17 protein-coding genes are annotated in these 23,329 nt (G+C 71.2%); 5 read left to right on the top strand and 12 right to left on the bottom strand.

Annotated features, from left to right (window positions below):
- Nucleotides 1-54: 54 nt before the first annotated feature.
- Nucleotides 55-498 carry a nuclear transport factor 2 family protein gene (locus ACF08F_RS22545; RefSeq protein ID WP_392300312.1) on the bottom strand — a complete coding sequence of 148 codons (444 nt, stop codon included), beginning with the start codon at nucleotides 496-498 and terminating at the stop codon, nucleotides 55-57.
- A gap of 91 nt (nucleotides 499-589) precedes the next feature.
- Between ACF08F_RS22545 and ACF08F_RS22540 the strand changes: the two genes are divergently transcribed.
- The gene (locus ACF08F_RS22540; RefSeq protein ID WP_392300311.1) at nucleotides 590-1,183 is read left to right on the top strand and encodes a flavin reductase family protein; all 594 of its coding nucleotides are present in this window, start codon (nucleotides 590-592) and stop codon (nucleotides 1,181-1,183) included.
- Nucleotides 1,184-1,394: 211 nt separating this feature from the next.
- Here ACF08F_RS22540 and ACF08F_RS22535 read toward each other — a convergent pair whose 3' ends face one another.
- Nucleotides 1,395-2,747, bottom strand: coding sequence for a PLP-dependent aminotransferase family protein (locus tag ACF08F_RS22535; protein ID WP_392300310.1), 1,353 nt, complete (start codon nucleotides 2,745-2,747; stop codon nucleotides 1,395-1,397).
- 36 nt (nucleotides 2,748-2,783) lie between these two features.
- A complete protein-coding gene (locus ACF08F_RS22530; protein WP_392300309.1) occupies nucleotides 2,784-4,037 on the bottom strand; it encodes an ATP-grasp domain-containing protein in 1,254 nt (417 codons plus the stop codon).
- 386 nt (nucleotides 4,038-4,423) lie between these two features.
- Between ACF08F_RS22530 and ACF08F_RS22525 the strand changes: the two genes are divergently transcribed.
- A complete protein-coding gene (locus ACF08F_RS22525) occupies nucleotides 4,424-5,341 on the top strand; it encodes a 2-hydroxyacid dehydrogenase (protein ID WP_392300308.1) in 918 nt (305 codons plus the stop codon).
- An 83-nt stretch (nucleotides 5,342-5,424) separates the two neighbouring features.
- Here ACF08F_RS22525 and ACF08F_RS22520 read toward each other — a convergent pair whose 3' ends face one another.
- The 9 genes from ACF08F_RS22520 to ACF08F_RS22480 all read right to left on the bottom strand — a co-directional run bounded on the left by ACF08F_RS22520 (nucleotide 5,425) and on the right by ACF08F_RS22480 (nucleotide 17,392).
- Nucleotides 5,425-5,988, bottom strand: a complete 564-nt coding sequence (locus ACF08F_RS22520) for a hypothetical protein (protein ID WP_392300307.1) — start codon at nucleotides 5,986-5,988, stop codon at nucleotides 5,425-5,427.
- A gap of 110 nt (nucleotides 5,989-6,098) precedes the next feature.
- Nucleotides 6,099-7,382 (bottom strand): MFS transporter, encoded by a 1,284-nt coding sequence (locus ACF08F_RS22515; RefSeq protein WP_392300306.1) that lies wholly within the window; start codon nucleotides 7,380-7,382, stop codon nucleotides 6,099-6,101.
- The gene (locus ACF08F_RS22510) at nucleotides 7,379-8,704 is read right to left on the bottom strand and encodes an acetyl-CoA carboxylase biotin carboxylase subunit family protein (RefSeq protein WP_392300305.1); all 1,326 of its coding nucleotides are present in this window, start codon (nucleotides 8,702-8,704) and stop codon (nucleotides 7,379-7,381) included. The genes ACF08F_RS22515 and ACF08F_RS22510 overlap by 4 nt, the downstream gene beginning before the upstream one ends.
- Nucleotides 8,701-10,308 (bottom strand): MBL fold metallo-hydrolase, encoded by a 1,608-nt coding sequence (locus ACF08F_RS22505; RefSeq protein WP_392300304.1) that lies wholly within the window; start codon nucleotides 10,306-10,308, stop codon nucleotides 8,701-8,703. The genes ACF08F_RS22510 and ACF08F_RS22505 overlap by 4 nt, the downstream gene beginning before the upstream one ends.
- Before the next feature lie 68 nt (nucleotides 10,309-10,376).
- Nucleotides 10,377-13,193 carry an AMP-binding protein gene (locus tag ACF08F_RS22500; RefSeq protein ID WP_392300303.1) on the bottom strand — a complete coding sequence of 939 codons (2,817 nt, stop codon included), beginning with the start codon at nucleotides 13,191-13,193 and terminating at the stop codon, nucleotides 10,377-10,379.
- A gap of 126 nt (nucleotides 13,194-13,319) precedes the next feature.
- A complete protein-coding gene (gene gntD, locus ACF08F_RS22495) occupies nucleotides 13,320-14,339 on the bottom strand; it encodes a guanitoxin biosynthesis L-enduracididine beta-hydroxylase GntD (RefSeq protein WP_392300302.1) in 1,020 nt (339 codons plus the stop codon).
- 49 nt (nucleotides 14,340-14,388) lie between these two features.
- Nucleotides 14,389-15,069, bottom strand: coding sequence for a cyclase family protein (locus tag ACF08F_RS22490; protein ID WP_392300301.1), 681 nt, complete (start codon nucleotides 15,067-15,069; stop codon nucleotides 14,389-14,391).
- Nucleotides 15,066-16,283, bottom strand: a complete 1,218-nt coding sequence (locus ACF08F_RS22485; RefSeq protein WP_392300300.1) for an argininosuccinate synthase domain-containing protein — start codon at nucleotides 16,281-16,283, stop codon at nucleotides 15,066-15,068. Before ACF08F_RS22485 ends, ACF08F_RS22490 begins: the two co-directional genes overlap by 4 nt.
- Nucleotides 16,280-17,392, bottom strand: coding sequence for a TauD/TfdA family dioxygenase (locus ACF08F_RS22480; protein ID WP_392300299.1), 1,113 nt, complete (start codon nucleotides 17,390-17,392; stop codon nucleotides 16,280-16,282). The genes ACF08F_RS22485 and ACF08F_RS22480 overlap by 4 nt, the downstream gene beginning before the upstream one ends.
- 856 nt (nucleotides 17,393-18,248) lie before the next feature.
- Here ACF08F_RS22480 and ACF08F_RS22475 point away from each other — a divergent pair.
- From ACF08F_RS22475 to cpt, 3 genes are all read left to right on the top strand, one after another.
- Nucleotides 18,249-21,374 (top strand): amino acid adenylation domain-containing protein, encoded by a 3,126-nt coding sequence (locus ACF08F_RS22475; protein ID WP_392300298.1) that lies wholly within the window; start codon nucleotides 18,249-18,251, stop codon nucleotides 21,372-21,374.
- Between the two features lie 259 nt (nucleotides 21,375-21,633).
- Nucleotides 21,634-22,731 carry an NAD-dependent epimerase/dehydratase family protein gene (locus ACF08F_RS22470; RefSeq protein ID WP_392300297.1) on the top strand — a complete coding sequence of 366 codons (1,098 nt, stop codon included), beginning with the start codon at nucleotides 21,634-21,636 and terminating at the stop codon, nucleotides 22,729-22,731.
- Nucleotides 22,732-22,786: 55 nt separating this feature from the next.
- On the top strand, nucleotides 22,787-23,320 hold the full coding sequence (gene cpt / locus ACF08F_RS22465) for a chloramphenicol phosphotransferase CPT (protein WP_392300296.1): 534 nt from the start codon (nucleotides 22,787-22,789) through the stop codon (nucleotides 23,318-23,320).
- Nucleotides 23,321-23,329 lie beyond the last annotated feature (9 nt).

The raw sequence follows: 23,329 nt of genomic DNA, 5'->3' as shown, positions 1-23,329 counted from the left end.
GGTCCCGGCGCGGCACGGCGGACCGACCGACCGGTGCCCCCTACGGCCGTCGGGTCAGAGCCGGCGCCACCGCTCGTCGACGACGACCGAGGTGAGCCGCCAGCCGTCGCCGGTGCGCAGTGCCCCGAAGGCGTAGCGGCCGCCGCAGACGAAGTCCTCGCCGGTGGCGAAGCGCATCGGGTTCACGTAGTCGGCGCGGACGTCCGCGCCGTCCCCGGACTCCCGGTAGCCGCCCGCCTCACGGAAGAGGACCCGCCGGTTCACGATGAGGTGCTGGCGTACGGGGAACAGGGTCAGGGTCTCGGCGAGCCAGTCGGCGACCTCGGCCGCCGGGCCCTCGATCCCGCCGGAGCCGCGGTAGTCCGCCCGGCCGTCGGGGGTGAACAGGGCCCGGTAGGCGGTCCAGTCGGAGTCGTCCACGGCCGCCGCGTAGCCGGTGATGAGGTCGTCGATGGCGAGCCGGTCCATCACGGTCGCGAGGTCCACGCGCTGCGTCATCGGTTCAGTGTCGGGCAGCGGGGTCCCGAGGCCAAGGGTCGTGCGGGCGGTGAGTTCCGTGGTGCCCTCACGGCGCCGTCATACTGTCCGGATGCGCGTGAACATAGATCCCGAACTGACCGACCGGACGTCCTTCTACCGGTTGCTCACCGCCACCGTCGTGCCCCGGCCGATCGCCTGGGTCTCCACGTCCTCGGCGGACGGGACGGACAACCTCGCCCCGCACTCCTTCTTCACGATCGCCTCGGTCACGCCGCCGGTCGTGCAGTTCACGTCGGTGGGCCGCAAGGACTCGCTGCGGAACGTGGAGGAGACGGGGGAGTTCGTGGTCAACCTCGCTCCCGAGGGGCTCTTCGAGCAGATCAACGCCACGGCGACCGATTTCCCCCGCGGCACGAGCGAGTTCGACGCCTGCGGGGTCGAGCGGGAGCCGAGCCTGCGGGTGGGGCCGCCGCGCGTGGCCCGCTCGGCGGTGGCCCTGGAGTGCCGGCTGCACAGCACGGTGCGGATCGGTGACTCGACGGTGGTGTTCGGGCAGGTCGTGCACGCGGCGGTCGACGAGTCGGTCATGGTCGACGGCCACCCCGAGATGTCGCTGATGCGGCCGCTCACCCGGCTCGGCAAGAACGAGTGGGGCACCCTGGGCGGCATCAAGGAGATCGCCAGGGTGCCCTACCAGGGCTGAGACAGGCCGGGCCGGGCCGGGCCGAGCCGGGCCGGGCCGGGCCGAGCCGGGCCGGGCCGAGGGCGGGCTGAGACGGGCCGGGATCAGCCCGCGGACCCGCACGCGCGGCCAGGGACTCGACCGGCCTCGGTGACGTAGCGGTAGGCGTTGTGGTGCCGACGCGACTCCGGCAGCGCCTCCACGCACCGTGCGAACACAGAGCGTCACGGCGTCAGGTGCGGTCGGCGACCAGGGCGGCCAGGCGGGCGATGCCCTCGGCTATGCGGTCCGGCGACAGCACGCTGAACGAGAGGCGGATCTGATGGAAGCCGCCGTCGCCCGCGTAGAAGTGGTGCATCGGCGTCCACAGCACGCCGAAGCGGTCGGCGGAGTACTCGAGCATGGCGTCGTCCGCGGGGAACGGCAGGGTGATGACGGCGAACATGCCGCCCGCCGGGGTGTTCCAGGAGACGCCGGAGTCGCGTAGCGGGCCGCCGCTGCCAAAGTGTTCTTCGAGGGCCGCGAGGACGGCCTTCAGGTTACGCCGGTAGACCTCGGCCTCGCGGGTGGTCGCGCGTTCCACGCTGCAGCCGTTCTCCAGCAGGAACCCACCGATGACAGCCTGGGCGACCGTGGAGGTGTTGAGCGTGAGCATGCTCTTGAGCTTGGCGAGCTCGTCGGCGAACAGCCCTCCGTTCAGGACGGGTTGGTCCGCGATGACGTAGCCCACCCGCGCCCCGGCGAAGGCCGTCTTCGCGAAGGAACCGAAGTAGACCACCCGCTTGGCCGCGTCCCTCGACTTGAGCGTGGGCAGGCGTCCGCCACCCGTGTGGAACATCGAGTAGGGGTTGTCCTCGAGGAGGAGGAGGTCCTCCCGTTCGGCGAGGGCGAGCAGCTCGCGACGGTCGGCCTCGGACATGCTGGCCCCGCTGGGGTTGGCGAAGTCGGGAACCACGTAGCAGGCGCGGGGCCGCAGACCCTCGGCACGGGCGCGGCGGACCTGTTCCGCGAGGTCCGCGAGATCGATGCCGCCCGCCCCTTCGCGCACCGGCCGTACGGGCATGTCGACGAGGCGGGTGGCACCGAGGAAGCCGACGTAGGAGGGGTAGGCCGCGAAGATCACGTCGAGCGGGTCGCTGCGCAGCGCCCGCAGGACCAGGACCATCGCCTCCTGGCAGCCGGTGGTCACGAGGACGGACTCGGGGTCGACGGTCAGGCCCTCGTCGTTCTCCAGGTGACGGGCGATCAGGTGATGGATGAACCCCTTGGTGCGGCCGTACTGGAAGAAGGTCCGCCGCACGGCCTCGGGGGCGAGGCCGAGGTCGTCGGTGAGGTGCTGCTCGAAGGTCCGCAGGTGGGCGCCGAGCGAGGCCACGTCGTAGAAGCCCTCGTAGGGGCGCCCGGCGGCGAAGGAGACGGCCTGCGGGTAGCGGCCGGCGATGTCGTTGAGCAGCGTCATGGAGGTGAGCGCGGGGTCGCGCAGTGACGCGTGCAGGTCGGCGGTGTCGAGCCGCGGTCCGGAGGGCGGCGTCCCGGCGCGGTCCACCGCGAGGACGCCGGCGAGTTCCTCGGAAACACTGGTCATGCGGGTTCCTGTTCTCGTCGCACGGTCGGTCGCGGGTCAGTCGGACAGGGGGCGGGCGCGCAGCTCGACGAGGTGCTCGGGTTCCCGGAGGTCGGCCATGACCTGCTCCCGGTCGTCGCCTACGGCGATGACGTGGCCGTAGCGGGTGGTGAACTCGGCGGGCGGCAGCGCCAGCCGGTCGCCGGGGACGGTGGTCACGTCCGTGGCGTGGATCGTGGGGCCGAAGCGGTCCTTGTGGACGACGACGTCGATCGTCTCGCAGGCGCCCGTGGGCAGCAGGAACCGGATGGCGGCGGCCTTGCGGTGGACGGGGGCGGTGTCAGGGCGGATGCCGGCGGCGACGTGGGCGGCGGCGACGACGGGGCTGGTGCCCGTGGCCAGCCAGCCGAGGTAGGGGATGAGGTCTCCGCCGAGCCGGGCGTTGATCTCCACCAGTCGCGGGCCCTTGGGGGTGAGCTTGAATTCGGAGTGGGTCGAGCCGTGGACGAAGCCGAGGGCCTGGTGGATGTGCCGCAGCTGGTCGAGCAGTTCCGCGTCGGCGAGCAGCGGGTCGTTCGCGTCGACGTCGTGACCCGTCTCCTCGAAGTACGGTTCGAGGCCGAGCCGCTTGTGCGCGAGGACCGTCGGGGTGACCTCGCCCTCGTGGATGACGGCGTCGACGCTGATCTCGGGTCCGGTCAGGAACTCCTCGACGAGCACGTTCGCGACGTGCCGGGTGAGGTTCGGGAACTCGGCTCCGTCGGCGGCGGCGAAGGCCGCGGCGATGTCCTCGGCCCGGTCGGCGCGTACGACTCCGAAGCTGGCGGCCATGGCGCGCGCCTTGACGATCACGGGGAAGCCGATCTCCTCCGCGGCGGCGAGGGCCTCCTCGACGGTGGTGACGGTGCGGGAGAGGGGCTGGGGGACGCCGGCCGCGGCAAGCGTGGCGCGGGTGGCGGCCTTGTCACGGCAGTTGGCGATGGTCTCGGGCGGGCTGCCCGGCAGGCCGAGGTCCTGGGCGAGGCGCGCGCAGGAGACGACCTTCGTCTCGTCGTAGGTGAAGACGCCCACGACCGGGAGGGAGTCCATGACGGTCCGTGCCGCCTCGCGCGTGGCGGCCGCGTCCTGCGTGTCGACCCGGGTGGCGCCCGCGCAGTAAGAGAGCTGCCAGGTGGCCTCGGTCGGGTCGAGGAGCCACAACCGGTAGTGCTGCGAGACGGCGGCCAGGACGTACTCGCGGTAAGGGCGGTATCCGCTGCCGACGAGCAGCAGGACGGGCAGCTCGTCGGTGGCGGCGGCCTGGTCGGTCATGGGCGGTTCCTTTGTCTGTGCGGAGACGGGCTGGGCGCGGAGCGGCCGGACGAATTCGCCGAGGGGATTCTTTTCGCGCCCGCGGGAGGAAGCAGGGCGCATACGAATAAGCCGGAGTGTGAGGGTGCCATCTGAAATTCCGGGGATTTCCGACACTTCCGAAGAACCCGGCGTGATGTCAAGTGATCTTGAGTTCTACCATCTGACCTCGCATGTTGTCTACGAATCGAAAGATGGTCGCCACATTTACGGCAATTCATTTGGTGGTGGCGGTATGCGGCGCGGGGCATTATTGTGCAACGCATGAATGTTGCCGGAAAGCATATTTCGGGGAACCTGGAGTTCCTCTTTCCTGGAAACGCCGGCGTACGATGGGAGACGGTTTCGTGATCACGGTTTGGCTGCCCGAGGCAGAGTCCGAGACCCTCATGGGCGGCCTGCCCGACGGGTTCCGCGCCGACGTGTGGACCGGTGGTCCCGAGCTTCCGGACTCGGTGGACACGGTGGAGGTCATCGTCCCGCCGTTCGATGTCGCCGATGCCGAACTGGCCCGGCTCGCCGAGCTGCCCCGGCTGAAGTTGGTGCAGCTGGAGTCCGTCGGGGTGGAGTGGATCCGGCCCTTCGTCCCGGGCGGTGTCACGTTGTGCAACGCCCGGGGCGCGTACGACGCGGCGGTCTCCGAGTGGATCATCGGGGTCTCCCTGGCCCATCTGCTGCGGCTGCCGCACTTCGGGCAGGCCCGGCGCGACGAACGGTGGGACTACGGCCCGACCGACTCCCTCGAGGGCAAGCGGGTGCTGGTCGTCGGCCACGGCTCGATCGGCGCGGCGCTGTCCGCGAGGCTCGCGGCCTTCGACGTGGAGGTCGTGGGCGTGGCCCGGCGCGCCCGGGAGGGCGTGCACGGCATCGAGGAGCTGCCCAAGCTGCTGCCCGAGGCGGACATCGTGGTGCTGCTCGTGCCGCTGACCCCCACCACCGCCGGTCTCGTGGACGCCGCGTTCCTGGCGGGGATGCGCGACGGCGCCCTGCTGGTGAACGCTGCCCGCGGCGGCCTTGTCGACAACGACGCGCTCCTCGCGGAGCTGCACGGCGGGCGGCTGCGCGCCGCGCTCGACGTGACCGACCCGGAGCCGCTGCCCGCGGGCCATCCGCTGTGGTCGGCGCCGGGACTGCTGCTGACCCCGCACGTCGCCGGCTCGAACGGCACTCCCCCGGCCAAGGCGATGGCCCTGGCCAAGGCGCAGCTGGAGCGCTACGCGGCCGGTCGGCCGCTGGCCAACGTGATCGACGAGGACGGCTACTGACGGACCGGACGGGCCGCCGCCGCGAGAGGCGTCGGCCCGTCCGCTCGTCGTTCGCCGGGCGGCGGACGGGCGGCCGGCGTCGATCAGAGCCAGCCGGAACGGACCAGTGCCTGCAGCTGGCCCTCGAGCGGAGCCGGCGGCTCGCCCGCGGGCGGGTTGCCGAGCTCGCCCGCGCGCACGCGTTCGAGCAGCTTGCGGGTCGCCTCCACGATCTCGGGCGCGGTCCCGCGCAGCTCCGCCGCGTCGGCCGGGCCGGCGGTGTCGAGGGGGAAGCCACCCGTCGTCAGCAGTTCGTCCAGGTCGGACAACTTGTCCCCCAGCCAGCCCAGCGGGTCGGCGGACAGCTCGCGGACGAACACCCGGTCACCCGGATCCCAGCCGGTGAAGACGGGGTGGTGGTGCGTGCGGTCGAAGCTCCCGGGCTTCCCGTCGACCGACTCCAGGAAGTCGGCGCGCCACACGGGGCGGCCCACCGAGACCGGGTAGGCGGCGTAGACGGAGTCCACGAGCTCACCCTGCTCGACCAGCCGCAGTTCCAGGCGCACGCCGTGTTCGGCGCTCTCCTGCCCCTTGAGGGGTTCGGGGTCGACGAAGTACAGATCGCCCACCACGATGCCCACCTTGTCGAAGGCAAACATGTACAGCATCCAGTTTTCCTCTCGCGTCGCGACCGGCAGGGCGTCGCGGGCGTGCCGCCCGGCGCCGTACCGGTGCTCGGATCTGTTGCGCGCGGTGCGCGGTCGAGTGGTCCGGCGGCCTACTCGGGTGCCGTCCGCGGAACGCCCCGGGGGGTCTCCCGCGCCGTACGGGCCTCCCGTACGCCCCACCAGAGGAGGACGGCGAGCGCCGAGGTGAGCAGGGCCGGGGCGAAGCGCAGCACCTGCTCCGGCAGGGAGACCGACCACCCGAGGAGCAGGGAGGACAGCGCCGCCCCGCCGAGGATGAAGGCGCGCATCACCGCGTTGACGCGACCGGAGACCTCCTCGGGGATCATCCGGAAGCGGTACTCGTTCGTGGTGACGTTCATGCCGGCCTCGCCGGCCATCAGCGCGCAGAAGGCGAGGACGACCACCGCCGGCCACGGTGTCAGCAGCCCGACGCAGGAGAGCGCGCACAGGGCGAACCACAGGCCGATGCGGCGCTCCGCGGTGGCGTCGGTCCACAGCCGGCCGCCGAGCCACGCGCCGAACGCGCTGCCCGCGGCGCCCGCGGCGAGCACCATGCCCGCCCAGCCGCTGGACCAGCCCCAGGTGCGGCCGGCGAGCACCAGGATGACGGTCGGCACGGCACCCGCGCCGAGGTTGTAGAGCGTGAGCGCCCCGGTGATCCGGGGGATGCCCCGGATCCGGCGGAAGCTGCGGAATCCCTCGATCTGCATGCGCAGGAAGCCGCGTTCGACCGTCGGCTTCTCGCCGCGGGGCAGGGCGAGTGCGACCAGTGCGGTGAGGAAGAAAGTCGCAGCGTCGATCCACAGGGCCCAGTAGCCGCCGATCGCGGCGAGGACGCCGCCGGCCAGCGCGGGGCCGATACAGCGGGCCAGCTGCGTGGCCGTCCCGTACCTGCTGTAGGCCTCGGTGACCTGGCCGGCGGGCGCGAGCTGCGGCAGGAGCCCGAAGTCGCTCGTGAGGTTGGAGACGACGGTGCCGCAGCCCGCGACCAGCAGGACCGCGAGCACGAGTTCGACTTGGTCCGCCATCAGCAGCAGCGGTGTCAGGGCGATCAGCACGCCCTGCAGGAGCTCGGCGAGGATGAAGACCCGCCGCCGCTCGTACCCGTCGATCAGCGTGCCGAGCAGGGGCGAGGCGACGAAGGGCAGGTACTGCACTCCGAGGCTGAGTGCGGCCAACATCGGTGACCCGGTGCTGGCGAGGATCGTCCACGGCATCGCCAGGTGCAGGAAGGTGTCACCCAGTTCGGACACCGACGCGGCCGACGTCAGCAGCCAGAACTTGCGCCACGAGGCCTGCGCCGGGCGGGACTGCCCCCGGGGCGGGGCCGTGACGGAGCCCGACCCGCTGTCGTCGGGCTCGGTGCCGCTCAAGAGTCCTCCCCCTCGGGCGCCACCGCGAGGGGCGCGGTGATGAGCGCGTAGGTCTCGACGATCTTCGCCATGTCCTTCTCCACCTCGGCCGAGGACCGGCCGCCGACCAGGAAGCCTCCGGCGTTGGGCCAGACACTGCCGCTGCTCTCCAGCACGTCGCCGAGGGCTGGGATCCTGGTGCCCAGGACCGAGTCGGGAAGGCCGTCCAGTCCGGTGACCGCCGTGACCAGGCGGGGTTCCTCGGCCGCCAGGGGCATGTAGAGCCACCCGGAGGAGCGCGGGTTCGGGTGGTCGATCATGATCTTCGAGGTCTCCACCTCAGAGGGCCGGCCCAGGCAGGCGAGCACGGCTTCCCTGGCCAGGTCGACGCCGAACACGGTGCGCTGGTGCCAGGAGATGCCGGCGCCGCCGAACCGGTTGCCGATCTCGAGGAAGACCAGTTCGTCGTCGGGCGTGTGGAACAGCTCCAGGTGGATCACGCTGTCGCGCAGCCCGAGGGCCTCCACGACGGTCGTCGAGAAGGCGAGGACGCGTGCCGTCAGGTCCGGGTCGTCGGGAGTGACGGCGGCGAGCGGTGCGTCCCCGTGCTGGAAGTCGAAGCAGCTGTCCAGGTAGCGGGAGGCGCAGAACCAGCGCATGGCTCCGTCGCGTACGACACCGTCGATGTGGAAGATCGAGCCGGCGACGAACTCCTCGGCCTCGTAGCCCGCTTCCAGGCCGTCGCCGGCGGCGAGGGCGAGGAGCGCGGCGCCGTCGTCCAGGACGTGGACGCCTCGGGCGGCGGCCTGGCTGCGCGGCTTGAGCACGATGCGGCCGGGGGCCCGGCGGACGAAGTCCTCCAGGGCGGCGGCGTCCGTGTCCGGTCCGACAGGGAGGAAGCGGGGCACCGGGACTCCGGCGGCCGCCACCGCCTCCTTCATCGGCACCTTGTCCCGGCACAGCAGTGCCGTGCGCACGCTCGTGCCGGGAAGCCCGAAGTGCTCGCGGAGCCGGGCAGCCGGCAGGGTGGTGTGCTCGTACATGCCGACGATCGCGGCCGGTGGGCCGAACTCGGCGGACAGCTGCTCGACGAGTTCGAGGATGCGGTCGAAGGCATGGTCGTAGGTGTCCAGGTCGTCCGAGTCCGGGAGGTCCACGCACGCGATCCGCGCGAAGCGCTCGGCGAGCTCCTCCGGGAGCCGGGCGGCGCTGCGGTGCGGCATGACGGCCGTGACGTGGTCGGCGTCGAAGTCGACGGCGTGGGCCTCGGAGGCGTGAAAGCCGACGTGGACGACGTGTCGGCGTGCAGGCGGCGCGGTGCTCGCGTCGGGCTCGGGGCTCACGGCCGCACCGCCATCGACTCGTGCAGGTACAGGCGCTTGGCCCGGCCGCCGCGCTCCTCCACGTAGGACACCAGCTTGTTGCTGTCGATCATCGCAGGGTGCTTCTCGTCGTACTCGACGCACATGACCGCGCCGAGCCAGGGTTCCTGTCCCATGGCGTAGACGTAGACCGAGCCGGCCTGGAGCGTGTCGACGATGGCTGCGGCCTGCTCGAAGTTGCTGCCCTTGAGACGCCGGCCCGCGTCGACGGCGCGCTCCAGGCGCTCGGGGAAGAGCGGGCCGTAGAGCCAGCTGACGGGGGCGCCGACGCTCTCCATGCCGATGAACACCGTATCCACCTGGCCCACGGAGGCCGTGACCTGCCCGTAGAGCTGGGGGGAGATGTTGGTGGAGTCGGCGGCGAACAGTACGCGGGTGCCGTCCAGGTCGAGGAGCCAGCCGCACTTGGTGCGGATGCGGATGTCGCCGTGCTCGCCGAGGAAGGGGAGCGCCGTGATGCTGCCGCCGGGTGTCTCCAGGGTCTCGAGGTCGTCGAGCTCCACCACGTCCCGGAAGCCGAGGGCGCGCAGGATCCGGGTGAGGTCCGGGTCGACGAGGCTGGAGCTGGCGGACTTGGCTATGAGGACGCGGCCGACCCGGTGGCGGATCTTGAGCAGCGTCTCCAGGAGCATGTGGTCTTGGTGGTTGTGGGTGATGAGCACGTTGTCGATGCGCTCGGGAAGGTCGTCGAAGGTGAAACGGCCGTCGCTCTCGTGCGAGTAGCCGCTGTAGCTGATCACCGGGTCCACGAGGAAGGTGGTGCCGCGGTGGCGTACGAAGACGCAGGCGTGGCCGACGTACTCGATGGTGTCCGGGGCGTCCTGCGGGGCGGCGGCGGGTACGGGGGTCTCCTCGAAGAAGCTCCGGAAGGTCCGCGCGCGCTCCCCGTCGAGGCCGAGTTCGGCCGTGAGCCGCTCGAGTTCGTCCGCGTGGATCCCGCCGGCGAAGATCCGGTCGAGCAGCGGCGAGTCGAGCCGGACGGTCACGAGGACCTGCTCGGGGCCGTATTCGAGCACGGGGGTGGTAAGGGCGAACGCGCGGTCGTCCTGGTGGATCTCGGAGAAGCGGATCTGGTGCAGCCCCGGATCGAAGTACGGGGACGCGTAGAACAGCGGCTCGATGAAACGGTAGTCCGGGGTGCGGTTGTCCCGGTTGTAGAACAGCTCCACCCGTCCGGCCAGCGGTTCGGGAAGCTGCCGGTACACCGGCTCCATGGAGGCGCCGTTCAGCGTGGGCAGGATCTTCTGCTCCAGCTCGTCGATGGCGTCGGCGAGTTCCATCAGGGGGGCGTGCCGGTCGCGCGCCGACTCGTACCAGTCGCGGATCTTCTCGTAGGCGCCCTCGCGCTCGTGGACGAAGGGTCCGCCCTGGAACCGGGCCTGCTTGAGCGCGGTGCGGTGGGCGTCGGGCCTCTCCAGGAAGGACTCGACGATCGTGCGGTAGTGGCCCTTGAGGAATTTCGCCAGTGTGAACGGCGGCAGCAGGTACGACCAGGCGTACCATCCGGCGACGGCGGGCTCCGCGATGACGTTCCGCTTCAGGGACAGCAGCGGTGCTGAGGTCATGTCAGCTCTCCTTCTCACAGACGTGGTGGTCGAGGGGTCTTCCCCACGGACGGCCGTACGGGCCGGCGCTACGCCCCCAGGTGGTTCGTCCGCAGCTCACGGATGATCTCCCGGTCCGTTTCACGCACCCGCTCGCCCCAGCCCTCCGCTCCGATCCACTGCCGGAAGGCGGACAGGAGGGGACCTCCGGCGGTGCCCGCCTCGGTCACCGCGGCCAGCCACTCGCGCGGGTCCACGACCTGGTCCCGCTCAAGACCGAGTGCGGCGCGCAGTTCCTCGATGTCGTACGTGCGCTGTACGAGCACCGATGCCTGGGCCGGGCCCCGTGAGTCGGCCGCGTCGAGGAGTGCGGAGGCGACGTCGGCGACGTGGCACAGCGGAACGCCGCCGACGAGGCGGGGCAGCACACCGTGTCGCAGCGACAGCCCCAGGAGCTGGGCGAAGACGTCCCGGTCCAGGAACGAGCCCTCGGAGCCGGTGTGTCCGTACACGAGCCCGGCGCGGACCAGGTCGACGCGGCAGCGCTCGCCCTGGAGCGCCCCGGCGTACCCCTCGGCGAGGAACTTCGCCTGCGAGTAGGGCTCGTCGATCGCCGTCAGCGTCGCTTCGGAGAGGGGCACGAAGTCCGTGCCGACCGAGGCCGCGGACAGGAAGACGAAGCGCGGTGCGTCCAGTGCGGCCGCCGCGCGCACCAGGGCGCGGGTGGAGGCGACGCTGCCGTGCAGCTGGCGTTCGAGCGGCAGGAGGTGGTTGACCTCGAAACCGCAGTGCACGACGGGACCCCAGCGGTGACCGTCGGCGGCCCTGCCGGAGGCGGTGTCGAGGTCGTCGTAGCGGAGGAACTCGACACCGGCGAAATCGGCGGGCCGCCGGTCGAATCGCGCACTGTGCCGGGCGACGAGGTCGTCGGGGTCGCTGGTGGACACCACGGTGACGAGGCGGCCGTCGGACAGCAGCCGGTCGAGCACGTGGCCGCCGATGAAGCCGCCGGCCCCGGTGACGACGACTCGGTCGGTCTGCTCGCGGTCGTCGGCCGGTGCCGGGCGCAGCGCGGCGAGCTCGGCGGGCAGACCGGCCAGCTCGGCGGAGACGGTGGCGAAGACGCCTGGTACAGGGTCGTGTGCCGGTGCGCCGGTCTCGGTCCCGTCGGTGGATTCGCTCACGGTCGTGCTTCCCCGCAGGCCGCGCAGGCCCGCGAGGAAGCCGTCGACGTTGAAGTCGTAACTGAGCAGGTCGAAGACGCTCTGTACGATCTCCTCGCCGTAGATCTCGCTCAGTTCGACCTGGACGCGGACGAGGGCGAGCGAGTCGCCGCCGGCGTCGAAGATGGAGATCGCGGCGTCGATCTCGGTGCCGAGGACGCCCGCGACGACGGCGTGGACGGTGGCGAGGTCGTCTCGGGCGGCCGGCGGCTCGTCCGTGACCGGTGTGACGGCGGCGGCCGCGTCGGCGTGCTGCGCGAGAGCGCGCACGGCCGCCTTGTCCGCCTTGCCGTTGTCGGTCACCGGCAGTTCGGGGAGGGCCAGCAGGACGTCCGGCACCTCCCAGGCCGGCAGTACCTCGCGCAGCCAGGCCTTCAGCTCGGCCTCGGGGCGAGCCGTCGCGGTGTGCGCGAGGACCAGGGAAGCGTCGTCCTCCAGGAGGACGACCGACGCGTCCAGCAGTTCGGCGATCCTGCCGCCCAGTTCGGTGAGGCTGATGCGGTGGCCGAGACGCTTGATCTGTTCGTCGATGCGGCCGAGGTAGTGGACCTCGTCGTCGCGGAGTTCGACGAGGTCGCCGGTGTGGTAGGCGGGGCTGCCGTCAAGAGTGGTGAAGGGGCCGCCCTCGCGGGGGAGGCCTTCGTAGCCGAGGGCGACGCCCGGGCCGACCAGGACGAGTTCGCCCTGCCCGGTGGCGTGGTAGGTGCCGTGCTCGGCGTCGTGGACGCGCGCCTGGTAGCCCTCGATGGGACGGCCGACCGATGTGGTGAAACGGGTGGGTTCGGCAACGGAGAAGCAGACGGTGCCCTCGGTGGGCCCGTAGGCGTTCAGAACCCTGCTGTAGCGCCCGGCCGCCCGGAACTCCACCTCCGACAGGGCCTCGCCGGCGAATACGACGGTGCCGATGCCCTTGCGGGCTTCTGCGTCCAGTCGCGCGTACACCGACGGCGGGACCGTGATCACGTCACAGCCGTGCTCCCCCAGGTACCTGCCGACCGCGCTGAGCCACGAGGCGCCCTCACGGGTCGGCACCACCAGGCGGGCCCCGGCGTAGAGGGCGACGAGGATCTCGGCGATGGAGGCGTCGAAGGAGAGGGAGGAGAACTGCAGCACGCGGTCGCAGGGCGAGATGCCGAACAGGCGGGTCTGCTCACGGCACAGCGTCTCGATCCCGGCATGGCCCACGTTGACCAGCTTGGGCACGCCCGTCGAGCCCGACGTGAAGATCGAATACGCCACTTCCCGGGCCGGCCAGGACGCCGGCGCCTCAGCGGGTCCGTGCGTTGCCGCGGCAGCGGCCGGGATTTCCTCGGGGCCCAGCACCGCGACCGGTGCGGCCTGTTCGCGGAGCGCGGCGCGCGTCTCCGCAGCGAAGCACAGGACCAGGCTCGGGTCGGCCACGCCCAGCGCCTCGCGCAGGCGTTCCACGGGAAGCTTGGGGTTGAGCGGGGTGTGGACGAGTCCGGCGCGCATCACCGCGAGCGCCCAGACCAGGGCCTCGGCGCTGTGGTCGCCGATCAGGACGACCCGGCCGCCGTCCGGGGAGAGCCGGCGCAGCAGCGCCGCGCGCTCCCGGGTCACCTGGTCGAGGTCCGCGTAGGACCAGGACAGGGCGCCGGACTCCAGCGCCACCAGGTCGCCGTGCCGACCGAGGATGTGGGCGACGAAGGCAGGAAGTTTCACGGATGAACCCTCTTTCGACTTGCTGTGCGGGGCGGTACGGGAAGGTCGGCCGAGGGCCATGCGCGTCGGGGCGGGGTGCTCCGGCGGTCGACGTCGATCGTCTGGCACCCCGCCGCGGGAATCGGGCTAGGAGATGACGCGGCTGTCGGCCGAGGTCCTGCCGACGCGCGACCGTCGCAGGTCGCGAGTGATGTTCATGCGCTTGAGCCAGCGGTCCGTGCCGTCGTACAGCGCCGTGAAGGGCTTGCGACCGTGGATCGCCCGGAAGTTGTCCAGGAACAGGATCTCGCCCGGAGCGAGGGTGACGTCCTGGAGCTTGCGGTTGATCTCGTCGCACAGCCGGGCCAGGGCGCCGGCCGCCTCATCGTCCAGCGCGGTCATGCAGTCGGGGTCGACACACAGGTAGGGGTCGTCCTCGCCGCCGAACAGCACCGGTTGCACGGACGGGTTGCGGTGCAGGTCCTCGATGCGGTCGAAGCTCCGGCGCGCGGCCGCGTGCCGGAACTCCGGCAGGTGGGTGGTGTAGGCGTTGCGCTCGGCCGAGTGCGAGCCGCTCGGCCGAGCCGCGAACAGTGGCTGCCGCAGGATCTCCCGGTCCGCCTCGTCGATCTCCAGGTCGGCGATGTCGGCGTAGGTGGTGGGGGCTCCGTACGGATTGCGCAGGCACATCAGTGCGGTGTAGTCGGAGCGGTGGGGGTGGAACGCCTCTTCGGTGTGCCATGCGAGCGTCTCCGCGGAGCCGGAGGAGATCTGCTCCTTCTCGTGACCCTTGATGGGCACGATGTTGTGCATCAGCAGACCCAGGTGCAGCGTGGCGTAGCCGAACGGGTCACCGAGGAGCTGGGCGCAGAGGGCGAAGACGGCCTCCTCGCGGAGCGCCGCGGCCTCCTCGTCCTGGTGCCAGTGGCTGGGGGTCGGCGGGAGGTCTTCGCCGATCCGTACGCCGGACAGCAGGAATCCGCCCGACGGCTCGGTCAGCCGGAACTCGGTGAGCGCACGACGCAGGTCCCGGGGCAGCTCGTGCGCGAGCACGGCCGCCTTCCGGTGGAACTCGGCCGCGTGCACGCTCGCCACGTCGGCGGTCAGCTCCCGGACGAGCTCGTCGATCTGGGCGTTGGCCTGGGTGTCCAGGTGGTACTTGTCCATGTCCATGACCTTCGTGGAAGTGGGAACGGGCTGCTCTCGTGGGGCGCCGTCAGCCCTGGGCCTCGACGAGTGCGTACGCGCGGACCGGGAAGGTGCCCATGCCCGCGACCGGAACGGGCGCGGCGTGGAAGCGGAATGCGCGGCCGACGACCTGCTCCAGCCCCGTCATGTGCTCGACGACCGGGATGTCCGCGGCGAGCAGCCCGGTGTGCGCCGGGCGGGTTCCGTCGGCCATGTCGTCGATGTTGACCGAGTCGATGCCGACCAGTGCGGGGCGGCGGGCCACCAGCCACTCGACGGCGTCGGCGTTCAGGAAGGGGTGCTCCGCGTCGGCGTAGCCGTCGGTGCCCCAGTGGCGGTCCCAGCCGGTGTGGACCAGGACGGCCCGGTCGGTCACGTCGAGGCCCTCGAAGGCCTCGGGGCCGATGCCGCGGGTGCCCGCCGGCACGGAGACGGCGACGCCCTCGAGGTCGGCGAAGCGGGACAGCGGCACCTCGGAGAGGTCGGCGCCCCCGTCGAAGCGGTGGAACGGGACGTCGGCGTAGGTTCCGGTGTTGGCGACCAGGGTGATCCGCCCGATCTGGAACTCGGTGCCCGGGGTGTACTTGCCGCGGGAGTCGGCCCTGGACATGTGGTCCTCGATGACCGGCCCCGGGAGCCCGGGGTAGGTGGTCATGCCCGCTCGCACGACGTGCGACAGGTCGACGAGTTCCCTCTTGCTGGTGTTCATCGCGGATCTCCGATTCGCCGCAGGCGGCTGGACAGGGTGGCCTGGGACAGCCACGGGGTGTACGAGTACTCGAGCATCGAGTCGTGGAAGCTCTTGCCGAAGCGGGTGTAGTAGAGGCCGTTCGGCGAGGACACGCTGAGGACGGTGACGGTGCCCTTGTGCAGGCGCAGCCTGACCGTGCCGGCGAGCGGGCGGTCCAGGTCGGCCAGGCACTTCGCCAGGCTCTGCCCCAGGTGGCCGAACCAGCCGCCCTGGACCACCGTGGTGGTCCACTCGCGTGCGATGGATCCGCGCACGGCGTGCTCCTGCGCCGTGAACACGGCGTTGGCCAGGACCTGGTGCGCCTTGATGATCACGGTGGCCGCCGGTGCCTCACGGACCTCGTGGTTCTTCACGCCGAAGGGCGTGTCCTCCAGTCCCGAGGAGCGGCCCACGCCGTGCTCACCGGCGAGTGCGTTGAGCCGGTGCACGAGGTCACCGAAGGCGATGGGCTCCTCGTCGAGCGCGACGGGCTGACCGCCTTCGAAGACGAGGGCGATCTCGACCGCTTCATCGGGGGCGTCCGCGACGTCCCTGGTCCACCGGAAGACGCTCTCGTCGAGGCGGTTCTCGGGGCTCTCCAGGGATCCGCACTCGATGACGCGTGCCCAAGGGTTGCTGTCGATGCTGTGGATGCCCTCGGCGAAGGTGATGCCGGCCTTGCCGAGTGCCGCCAGCTTCTGTTCGCGCGGCAGGTCGGAGCCGAGGAAGGGGGCGGCGACCCCGATCTCCGGGTCGAGGGTGGCGATCGACCCGCTGAGCCGGATCGAGCTGTTCTGCATGTACGTGGCCGTGTGACCGATGACGTCGCAGCCGTGCTCGCGTGCCACGCGGACCGCGGTCTGCGCCATGAGCGGGCGGGTGAGCGTCGAACCGACGGGGAACTGCTCCTGGTACAGCGCGTCCGCGTGCACGGCGGCGGGGGCGAACTCGCCGAAGAACCGGTCCGTTACGTCGACGTCGACGAACTCGGCGCCGAACAGACGGGCCTGCTCGGCGGCCTTCGCCGACGGCTCGGAGTCACCGATGCGCACGTGGAGCGCTGTCACGTTGGTTCCGAGAGTCTGGAGGTGCTGGAGCAGGTACGTGCCGTCGACCCCTCCCGAGTAGAGCAGGAGCATGCGGCGCGGCTTGCGCTCGGCGAGCTCCTCCAGGGTCGTGATGAACCGGTTCACGCCGGGTCCTCGATTCGCAGGGTGGGGGTGACACCGGCCGGGGTGGCGGAGAGGCCGATGCTGATGAGGGGTGCGCAGACGCGGGAGCCGGGGGCGCGGGCCGCCCGGGAGCGGCGGATGTCCGCGACGGCGAAGCAGCGCCGGAGCCAGCGGTCCGTTCCGTCGAAACGTGCGGTGAACGGGGAGCGCCCGTGGATGGCACTGCGGTTGTCGACCACGAGGAGGTCACCGACGTCGAGCACCGCCCCGCTCAGCGACGCCAGGAACGCCGTCCTCAGCTCCTCCAGTGCCGAGCGCGCCTCGTTCCCGAGCGGTTCCATGGCGTGGAAGTCGGCGAGCAGCTCCGGTGCGTCCGCCGCGCCGGAGAGCACGGGCACCGGGTCGGTCGTCAGCCCCGTGCTGCCGTCCCCGAAGGAGCTGCTCACGCGGAGCCGGTACAGCGGCCGGCGGAGCAGTGCCCTGGTTCGCTCGGAGAGCAGGGGAAGGACACGCCCCACGGATCCCAGGACGGTCTCGGCCCTGCGCTCGTGGTCGGGACGCAGGCACATCAGGGTGATGAAGTCCGGCTTGTACGGATGGAATCCGTCCTCGGTGTGGAGTTCGAGGTACACGGTCCCCGAGTTCTCCTGGCGTTCCGCCGCCCCTTCGACGGGCACGACGTCCTGGATGATCCGTCCCGCCTTCTCGTCGGCGTAGGCGATGACGTCCCCGACGACCGAGGCCACCGCGAGCTGGGCGAAGGTGGCGACGGGCAGTTCGTCCCAGTCCGCCAGGTATCCGTCTGACGGAGTGGCCGGAATGCTGGAATCCGTTGGCATGTTCCTGATGAGAAGGACGCCCGCATCGTTCCCGTGCCTCCGGAACCGGCGCAGGGTCTCCACCACGCGGTCCGGGAGCCGGTATCCGGAAAGCTCGGCCGCCAGCAGCAACTCTTCGTCGTCCAGGGACCGGGACTTCATCGCGCGGGCGCTCGCCTCGAACTCCTCGTGCGCGGAAGTCCGTTCGGCTTCGGTCAGGGCGATCGTCGCGTCACCCAGCCCATGGAGGCCGCCACCCGCAGGCTCACCTCCGGGCGCATCCGGCAGCATCGGCTCTCGTACCTGAATCATTTACTCCCCTCCCTTGGCTTCGCAACTGCATGCGAGGTTCGCCCGTCCGGATCGGTGCGATTGAGTCGAAATACATTGATCGACGGCGCGCGTCTGGGACATACCGAGTCGACCGCGACCTACGGGAAATGGTGTGCAGTCGCTGAGGGGTAGGCCGGAACGGCCGAATTTCAATCAACTCCCACAGGGAGGAGAATCCGTCAGGCCCCGCCACCTGCTGCGATCAGCGTCACGCCAGCTGGTCAGCACTTCACATCGAACCGCAGGTAACCCGAAGGCAACCCGGAATCGGCAATAGCGGAACACGCGACGTAAACGACCGTAAACCGCACATCCGAGCCGAACTCGGCAGCGTCGTACATGGAAGACTCCCCCGAGTCAAGGCATCATCGCCCGATGACTCCATCCAAACAGATAACTCCTGGTCAGCGCAAGGGGTGTTGATTCCACCTGCAACGAAGTCGGCCCTTGCCACCCCTGCGGCGCCAAACTACAGTGCTTCCCGCCAGAGCTAGTGAATGACATCGACGGGGGATATGCAATGAGGTCTGGACCGGGCTAGAGCCCTGTAGCCGGCGCATCGGGTGCGTGTGAAGACGACGTTCGGCGGGTTCTTTCCGTCGCCGGACGGGACATCTGCACCGTGCGCACACGTGCCACATCTTCATGAACCGTTCACAGTGGGCGATCGACCATTTCCGGTCGACGTCTGCCCAATTGCGACACTTCCGGCCGCAAGGGTTTACCCACCCTTACCTGCCGGCTATTCCATTGCGCCCGAATTATCCTGATCGACGGCGTAGACGCGCACACGGCAGAAAAACCACGCCGTGGAACACAGCATGAAAGTTCGCACATGAGCCATCCGACCATTCATGGCCTGATAGCCGAACGGGCCCGGTCACACCCGGACCTTCCGGCCGTCGAAGACGGCACCGAACGCCTCGCGTTCGGTGAACTGGAACGCCGCGCCGACGCCGCGGCACACCGGCTGGCCGCCCGGGGAGTGGCACCCGGCGTCTTCGTCGCCGTCTGTCTGGAGCGCTCCGTCTCCATGGTCGTGACGCTCCTGGGCATCCTGAAGGCCGGTGGCAGCTACGTCGCCCTCGACCCCGCGCACCCCGAGGACCGGCTGCGCTGGATCCTCCAGGACATCCGGCCCCGCCTCGCAGTGGCGAGTCGGACCCTGCGGTCGTCGGTGCCCTCGGACGACCTGCCGCTGCTGATCGCGGAAGAGCTGGCCGCTCCGCCGCGTGACCACGAGAGCAACGGAGGCGTCGAAGCCGCCGGACCCGTCGCGGAGTTGCCCCCCGGCGATCCCGGCCGCCTCGCCTTCATCACGTACACCTCGGGAACCACCGGACGACCCAAGGGCGTCATGGCCGAGCACGGTTCCGTCGCCTGGTTCATGGGCATGATCGACCCCTACCTGAAGCTGGGACCCGGCACCCGCTTCCTGCAGTTCTACCCGCTGACCTGGGAGACCCAGGCGCTCGACATCTACGCGGTGCTCGCGGCCGGCGGTACCGTCGTCATCCCGCCCCCCGCGGTCGAGACCGCCGGACCGGGCCTGGTGCGATTCCTGCACGAGGCCCGGATCACAGGTGCGATGCTCCCGCCCGCCCTGCTCGCCGAACTGACCGAGGAACCGGTCCTGACGGACCTCCACACGCTGGCCTACATCGGCGAGCGCTGCCAGCCGCAGGCCGCCGAACGCTGGGGCGCCGGCCGTCGGTTCGTCAACCTGTACGGGCCCACCGAGGTGACCGTTGCGGCGAGTGCCTCGGACGAGCGCCGCCCCGGCGACGCGCCCCCCATCGGCAAGCCCCTGCCCGGCCGTGAACTGCACATCCTGGACGAGCGGATGCGTCCCGTCCCGGACGGCGAGGCGGGCGAGCTCTACGTCGGCGGCCGCGGACTCGCCCGGGGCTACTGGGGACTTCCCGAGCTGACGGAGCAACAGTTCCCGGCGGACCCGTTCAGCGGCCGCCCCGGCGCCCGGCTCTACCGCACCGGCGACCGCGTACGGCTCCTGCCCGACGGAAACCTCGACTTCCTGGGCCGCGTGGACGGACAGCTGAACGTCCGCGGCCACCGTGTGGAGCGCGGCGAGGTCGAAGCGGTCCTCGCCTCCCACCCGGGCGTGCGTTCGTGCGCCGCGGTCGTCCAGGGCGAGGGACCCGACGCGCGGCTGGTCGCCTTCGTCGTCGGCGCTCCCGGCATCGACTCCGAGCTCCCCGAGCTGCTGGCACGGAAGCTGCCGCCCGTCATGGTCCCGTCCTTCGTCGTCCGGCTCGACAGCCTCCCGCTCAACCAGCACGGCAAGGTCGACCTGGCGAAGCTGCGCGGGCTGCCCCTGCCGGGCACAGGCACCGCGGGCGCGTACACGGCGCCGAAGGCCGGCGCCGAGGCCGACCTCGCCCGGATCTGGGAGGAGGTCCTGGGCATGGAACGGGTCGGTGCCACCGATGGCTTTCGTGCCCTCGGCGGCACCTCGCTGCAGGCCATCCGGGTGCAGAACCGCATCCGGGAGCACTTCGGCATCCCCCTGACCGTGCGCGAGGTCCTCGGTACCGTCACGCTGGCCGACACGGCCGAGCTGCTGGCCGCCGACGGTGCGGACCGGCCCGCCCTGCCCGCGCTCACCCGCACCGACACCGACACGTCCTATCCCGCGTCGCTGCACCAGCGGCGGGTCTGGACACAGGCCCGGATGAAGCCCGCTGCCTCCGTCGCCTACAACGAGACCACCGCGCTGCACCTGACGGGGCCGCTCGACGTGCCCGCGCTCCGGCAGGCCGTACAGGACCTGGCCGACCGGCACGAGGCCTTCCGTAGCAGCCTGCACCTGGACGGCGCCGACCTGCGGGTCGACGTCGCGCCGCGGGTCGAGGTGCCACTGGTCGAGGAGGACCTGACCGGCTCCGCCGACCCCCTCGCGGAGGCCGCACGGCGCGCCGCCGCGCTGGGCGCCGCCCCCTTCGCCCTGGACCGCGCCCCCCTCCTGCGGGCGTTCCTGCTCACCACCTCGCCCGAGTCCCGGGTACTCGTCCTGGTCACGCACCACACCGTCGCCGACGGCCTGTCGCAGGACGTGATCGACCTCGACCTGGCCCGGTGCTACGCCGCGCGCCGGGAGGGCCGCGACCCCGAGCCCCGTCCGGCCGACGGACTGCGGCCCCGCGACCACGCGGTCTGGCAGCGCGCCACCGTCGGGCACCCCGCGCTCGCGGCGGGCCTCGACCACTGGCGCGAGCTGCTCGCGGACGCCCCGACGGAGGTGCGTCTGCCGGCCGCCGTACCGCGGCCGCCCTCCTTCAGCCACCTCGGCGCCCGGCTCGACCAAGGCACCGGCGCCGAACTGCGCCATGCCGTCGAGCGCTTGGCGAAGGAGGCGGGCACCACCCCGTACGCCGTCTGCCTGCTCGCGCTCGGCATCCTGGTGGCCCGGCACACCGGGCAGCAGGACGTGCTCATCGGCTCGCCCTTCTCCGGACGCCCGAACCGGGGGTCCGAGGACGTCGTCGGCTTCTTCACCAACACCGCGGCGATGCGCGTGTCGCTCGCCGGCGACCGGGTGCCGCTGCACGTGCTCGACGGCCTCGACCGGCAGGTCCAGGATGCGCTGGAGCACCAGCACGTGGCGTTCAACGACGTGGTACGGGCCGTCGGCGCCCGGGCCGGTGCCTCGGGCCAGCCCCTCGTCCAGGTGGTCCTCGCCTACCAGGGGCCGCTGCGCCCCCTGGCGGCGCTGACCGGCACCGAGGCGGTGCCGTGGCTCGTGGACAACGGAACGGCCAAGGCCGACCTGACCATCGAGATCAACGAGGTCGAGGACGAGCTGGTGGTCGTGCTCCCCTACAGCGCCGATGTCCTGGACGGCCCGACCGCCCGGCGGATGCTGGACGAGTACCTGGCCATCCTGGGCGAGGTGACCGCCGAGCCGACACGGCCCGTCCGCATCGCGGCACACCCCGGCTAGGGCGTTTCTTTCGGATCAGGCCGGATCAGTGAGCGGGGTCTGGTGCGTGCGATCGCAAGGCGGAGGAGGGAGGCATGGCGGAGCCATGGCGACCGACGACAACGCGGCGAGCGTAGGTGCCGGACCCCGCGAGCCCGGCAAGATCCGGAAGAGGCCCCTAGGGCGTGTTGCGAAAGTCCCGCCTGCCCGACGGCACCCGACCGGCCGCCGTACACCCACCACCCGACCGGCCACGAGCCGCCAAGAGGGGACCCTCGCAGTGGATCCTTCCGCACTCCTCACTCGACCTCTGGCCGGGGGCGATGTTGCGGCCGACGTCAACGCCCCCGGCATACCGGCCCGATCGGTGTTCCGCGCCGTCTCGGCGGAGCTGGACGGGCTTCCGGCAGTCCTCGCCGCACTGCGCCCCGAGGGTCCCGTGGCCGAGGAGGCGGTCACGGTCGCCGGGGCCGACGGTTTCGTCGGCGGCCATGTGCTGGAGCGGCTGCTCGGCAGCGGCAGCCGGCTCACGGTCGTCGCCACGGGCCACGCGGAGCGGGTCGTCGACCGCCACTGTGCGCGCTTCGGACGCCGGCCCTCCGAATTCGCGGACGTCCGGTTACTCGGCTACGACGACCTCCGTGAGGCAGCGGGTTCCCGTGACCGCTGGGGCACGGTCGTGCACTGCGGACACGAGGCCGGCGACACCCTGCCGTCGGAACGACCGCCGGAGGCCGGCGTGGCCGCCACGCGCGCGCTGGTCCGGGCGGCGGCCGAGCGGGGAGCCCACCGCTTCGTCCTCGTCTCGTCCGCTTCCGTCGGTGAGGAGTTCACGCCCTTCACCGAGGAATCGCTGGTGGCCGTCAGGGACCCGCACGCGCGGTCGCAGTTCGTCGCGGAGGCGTACGCGGGGGCCCTGGAGGGTGCGGCGTGCCGCGTCACCGTGTTGCGGGCCGGACTCGTGTACGGGCACGCGCCCGGTGACCTCGGCTTCCTCGAGCACGACGCCTTCGCCAACCTGCTGCGCTCATCGGCTCGGTTGGGTGTGATGCCCCGCCTGGAGGGACGGGTGCCGGTCTGCCACGTCACCGACCTGACGAACTCCCTCCTTGCCGCCGCGACCGGAGGCACCGTGTCGGCGACCCGTTCCGTGCTGGTACAGCGCACGTACGACCTCGACGCGCTGCGCGCGGAGCTGCACGGTGTGCGGGTGGTGGATCCTCAGGAGTGGCTGACCGCCGTCTCCGGGACGGGCGGAGTGGACACGCGGATGCCGGCGGCGCTGCTGCGGTGGCTGAACGGACCGGGCTGGAGCCGGCCGGTGTCCACGACCTGTCGGCCGATCATCAGGCAACTCACCCGGGCCCTGTCCCTGTGACCACCGCGCCCGACACCCCCACTGAACGCACACCATCGAAAGGCGAACGCACCCAGTGAACACCAACGTCATCGTGCTGAACGGCGGTTCCAGCGCCGGGAAGTCCGGCATCGTCCGCTGTCTCAAGGCGATCCTCCCGCAGCCGTGGATCAACATGGGCGTGGACGACCTCATCGACCGGCTTCCGCCCTCCATGCTCGACTCGGGCAACGGCGTCTCGTTCGGGCAGGGCGGCGAGGTCATCCTCGGCGACGACTGGCGGGCGATGGAGACCGCCTGGACGAAGGGCGTCGCCGCCATGGCCCGGGCGGGCGCCCGCATCATCATCGACGACGTCTTTCTGAGCGGCGGGACCGACCAGGAGCGCCTGCGGGGTCACCTCGAATCCCTGAACGTCCTGTGGGTCGGTGTGCACTGTTCCCCCGAGGCCGTCGAGAAGAGGGAGATCGCGCGGGGCGACCGCATTCCCGGCATGGCGGCCCTGCAGGCCGCCACGGTGCACAAGGGCGTGGTGTACGACGTGGAGGTCGACACCACCCACGCGGAAACGCTCGACTGCGCGCGCGCCATCGCCGAGCACGTGCGCTGACCGCCCCGA

Origin of the sequence: Streptomyces sp. NPDC015130 (assembly GCF_043080005.1) — a bacterium.
In the GTDB taxonomy this organism is placed as follows: Bacteria; Actinomycetota; Actinomycetes; order Streptomycetales; family Streptomycetaceae; genus Streptomyces.
Note: the sequence above shows the minus strand (reverse complement) of the source record. Positions and strands in the feature narration are given on the sequence as shown.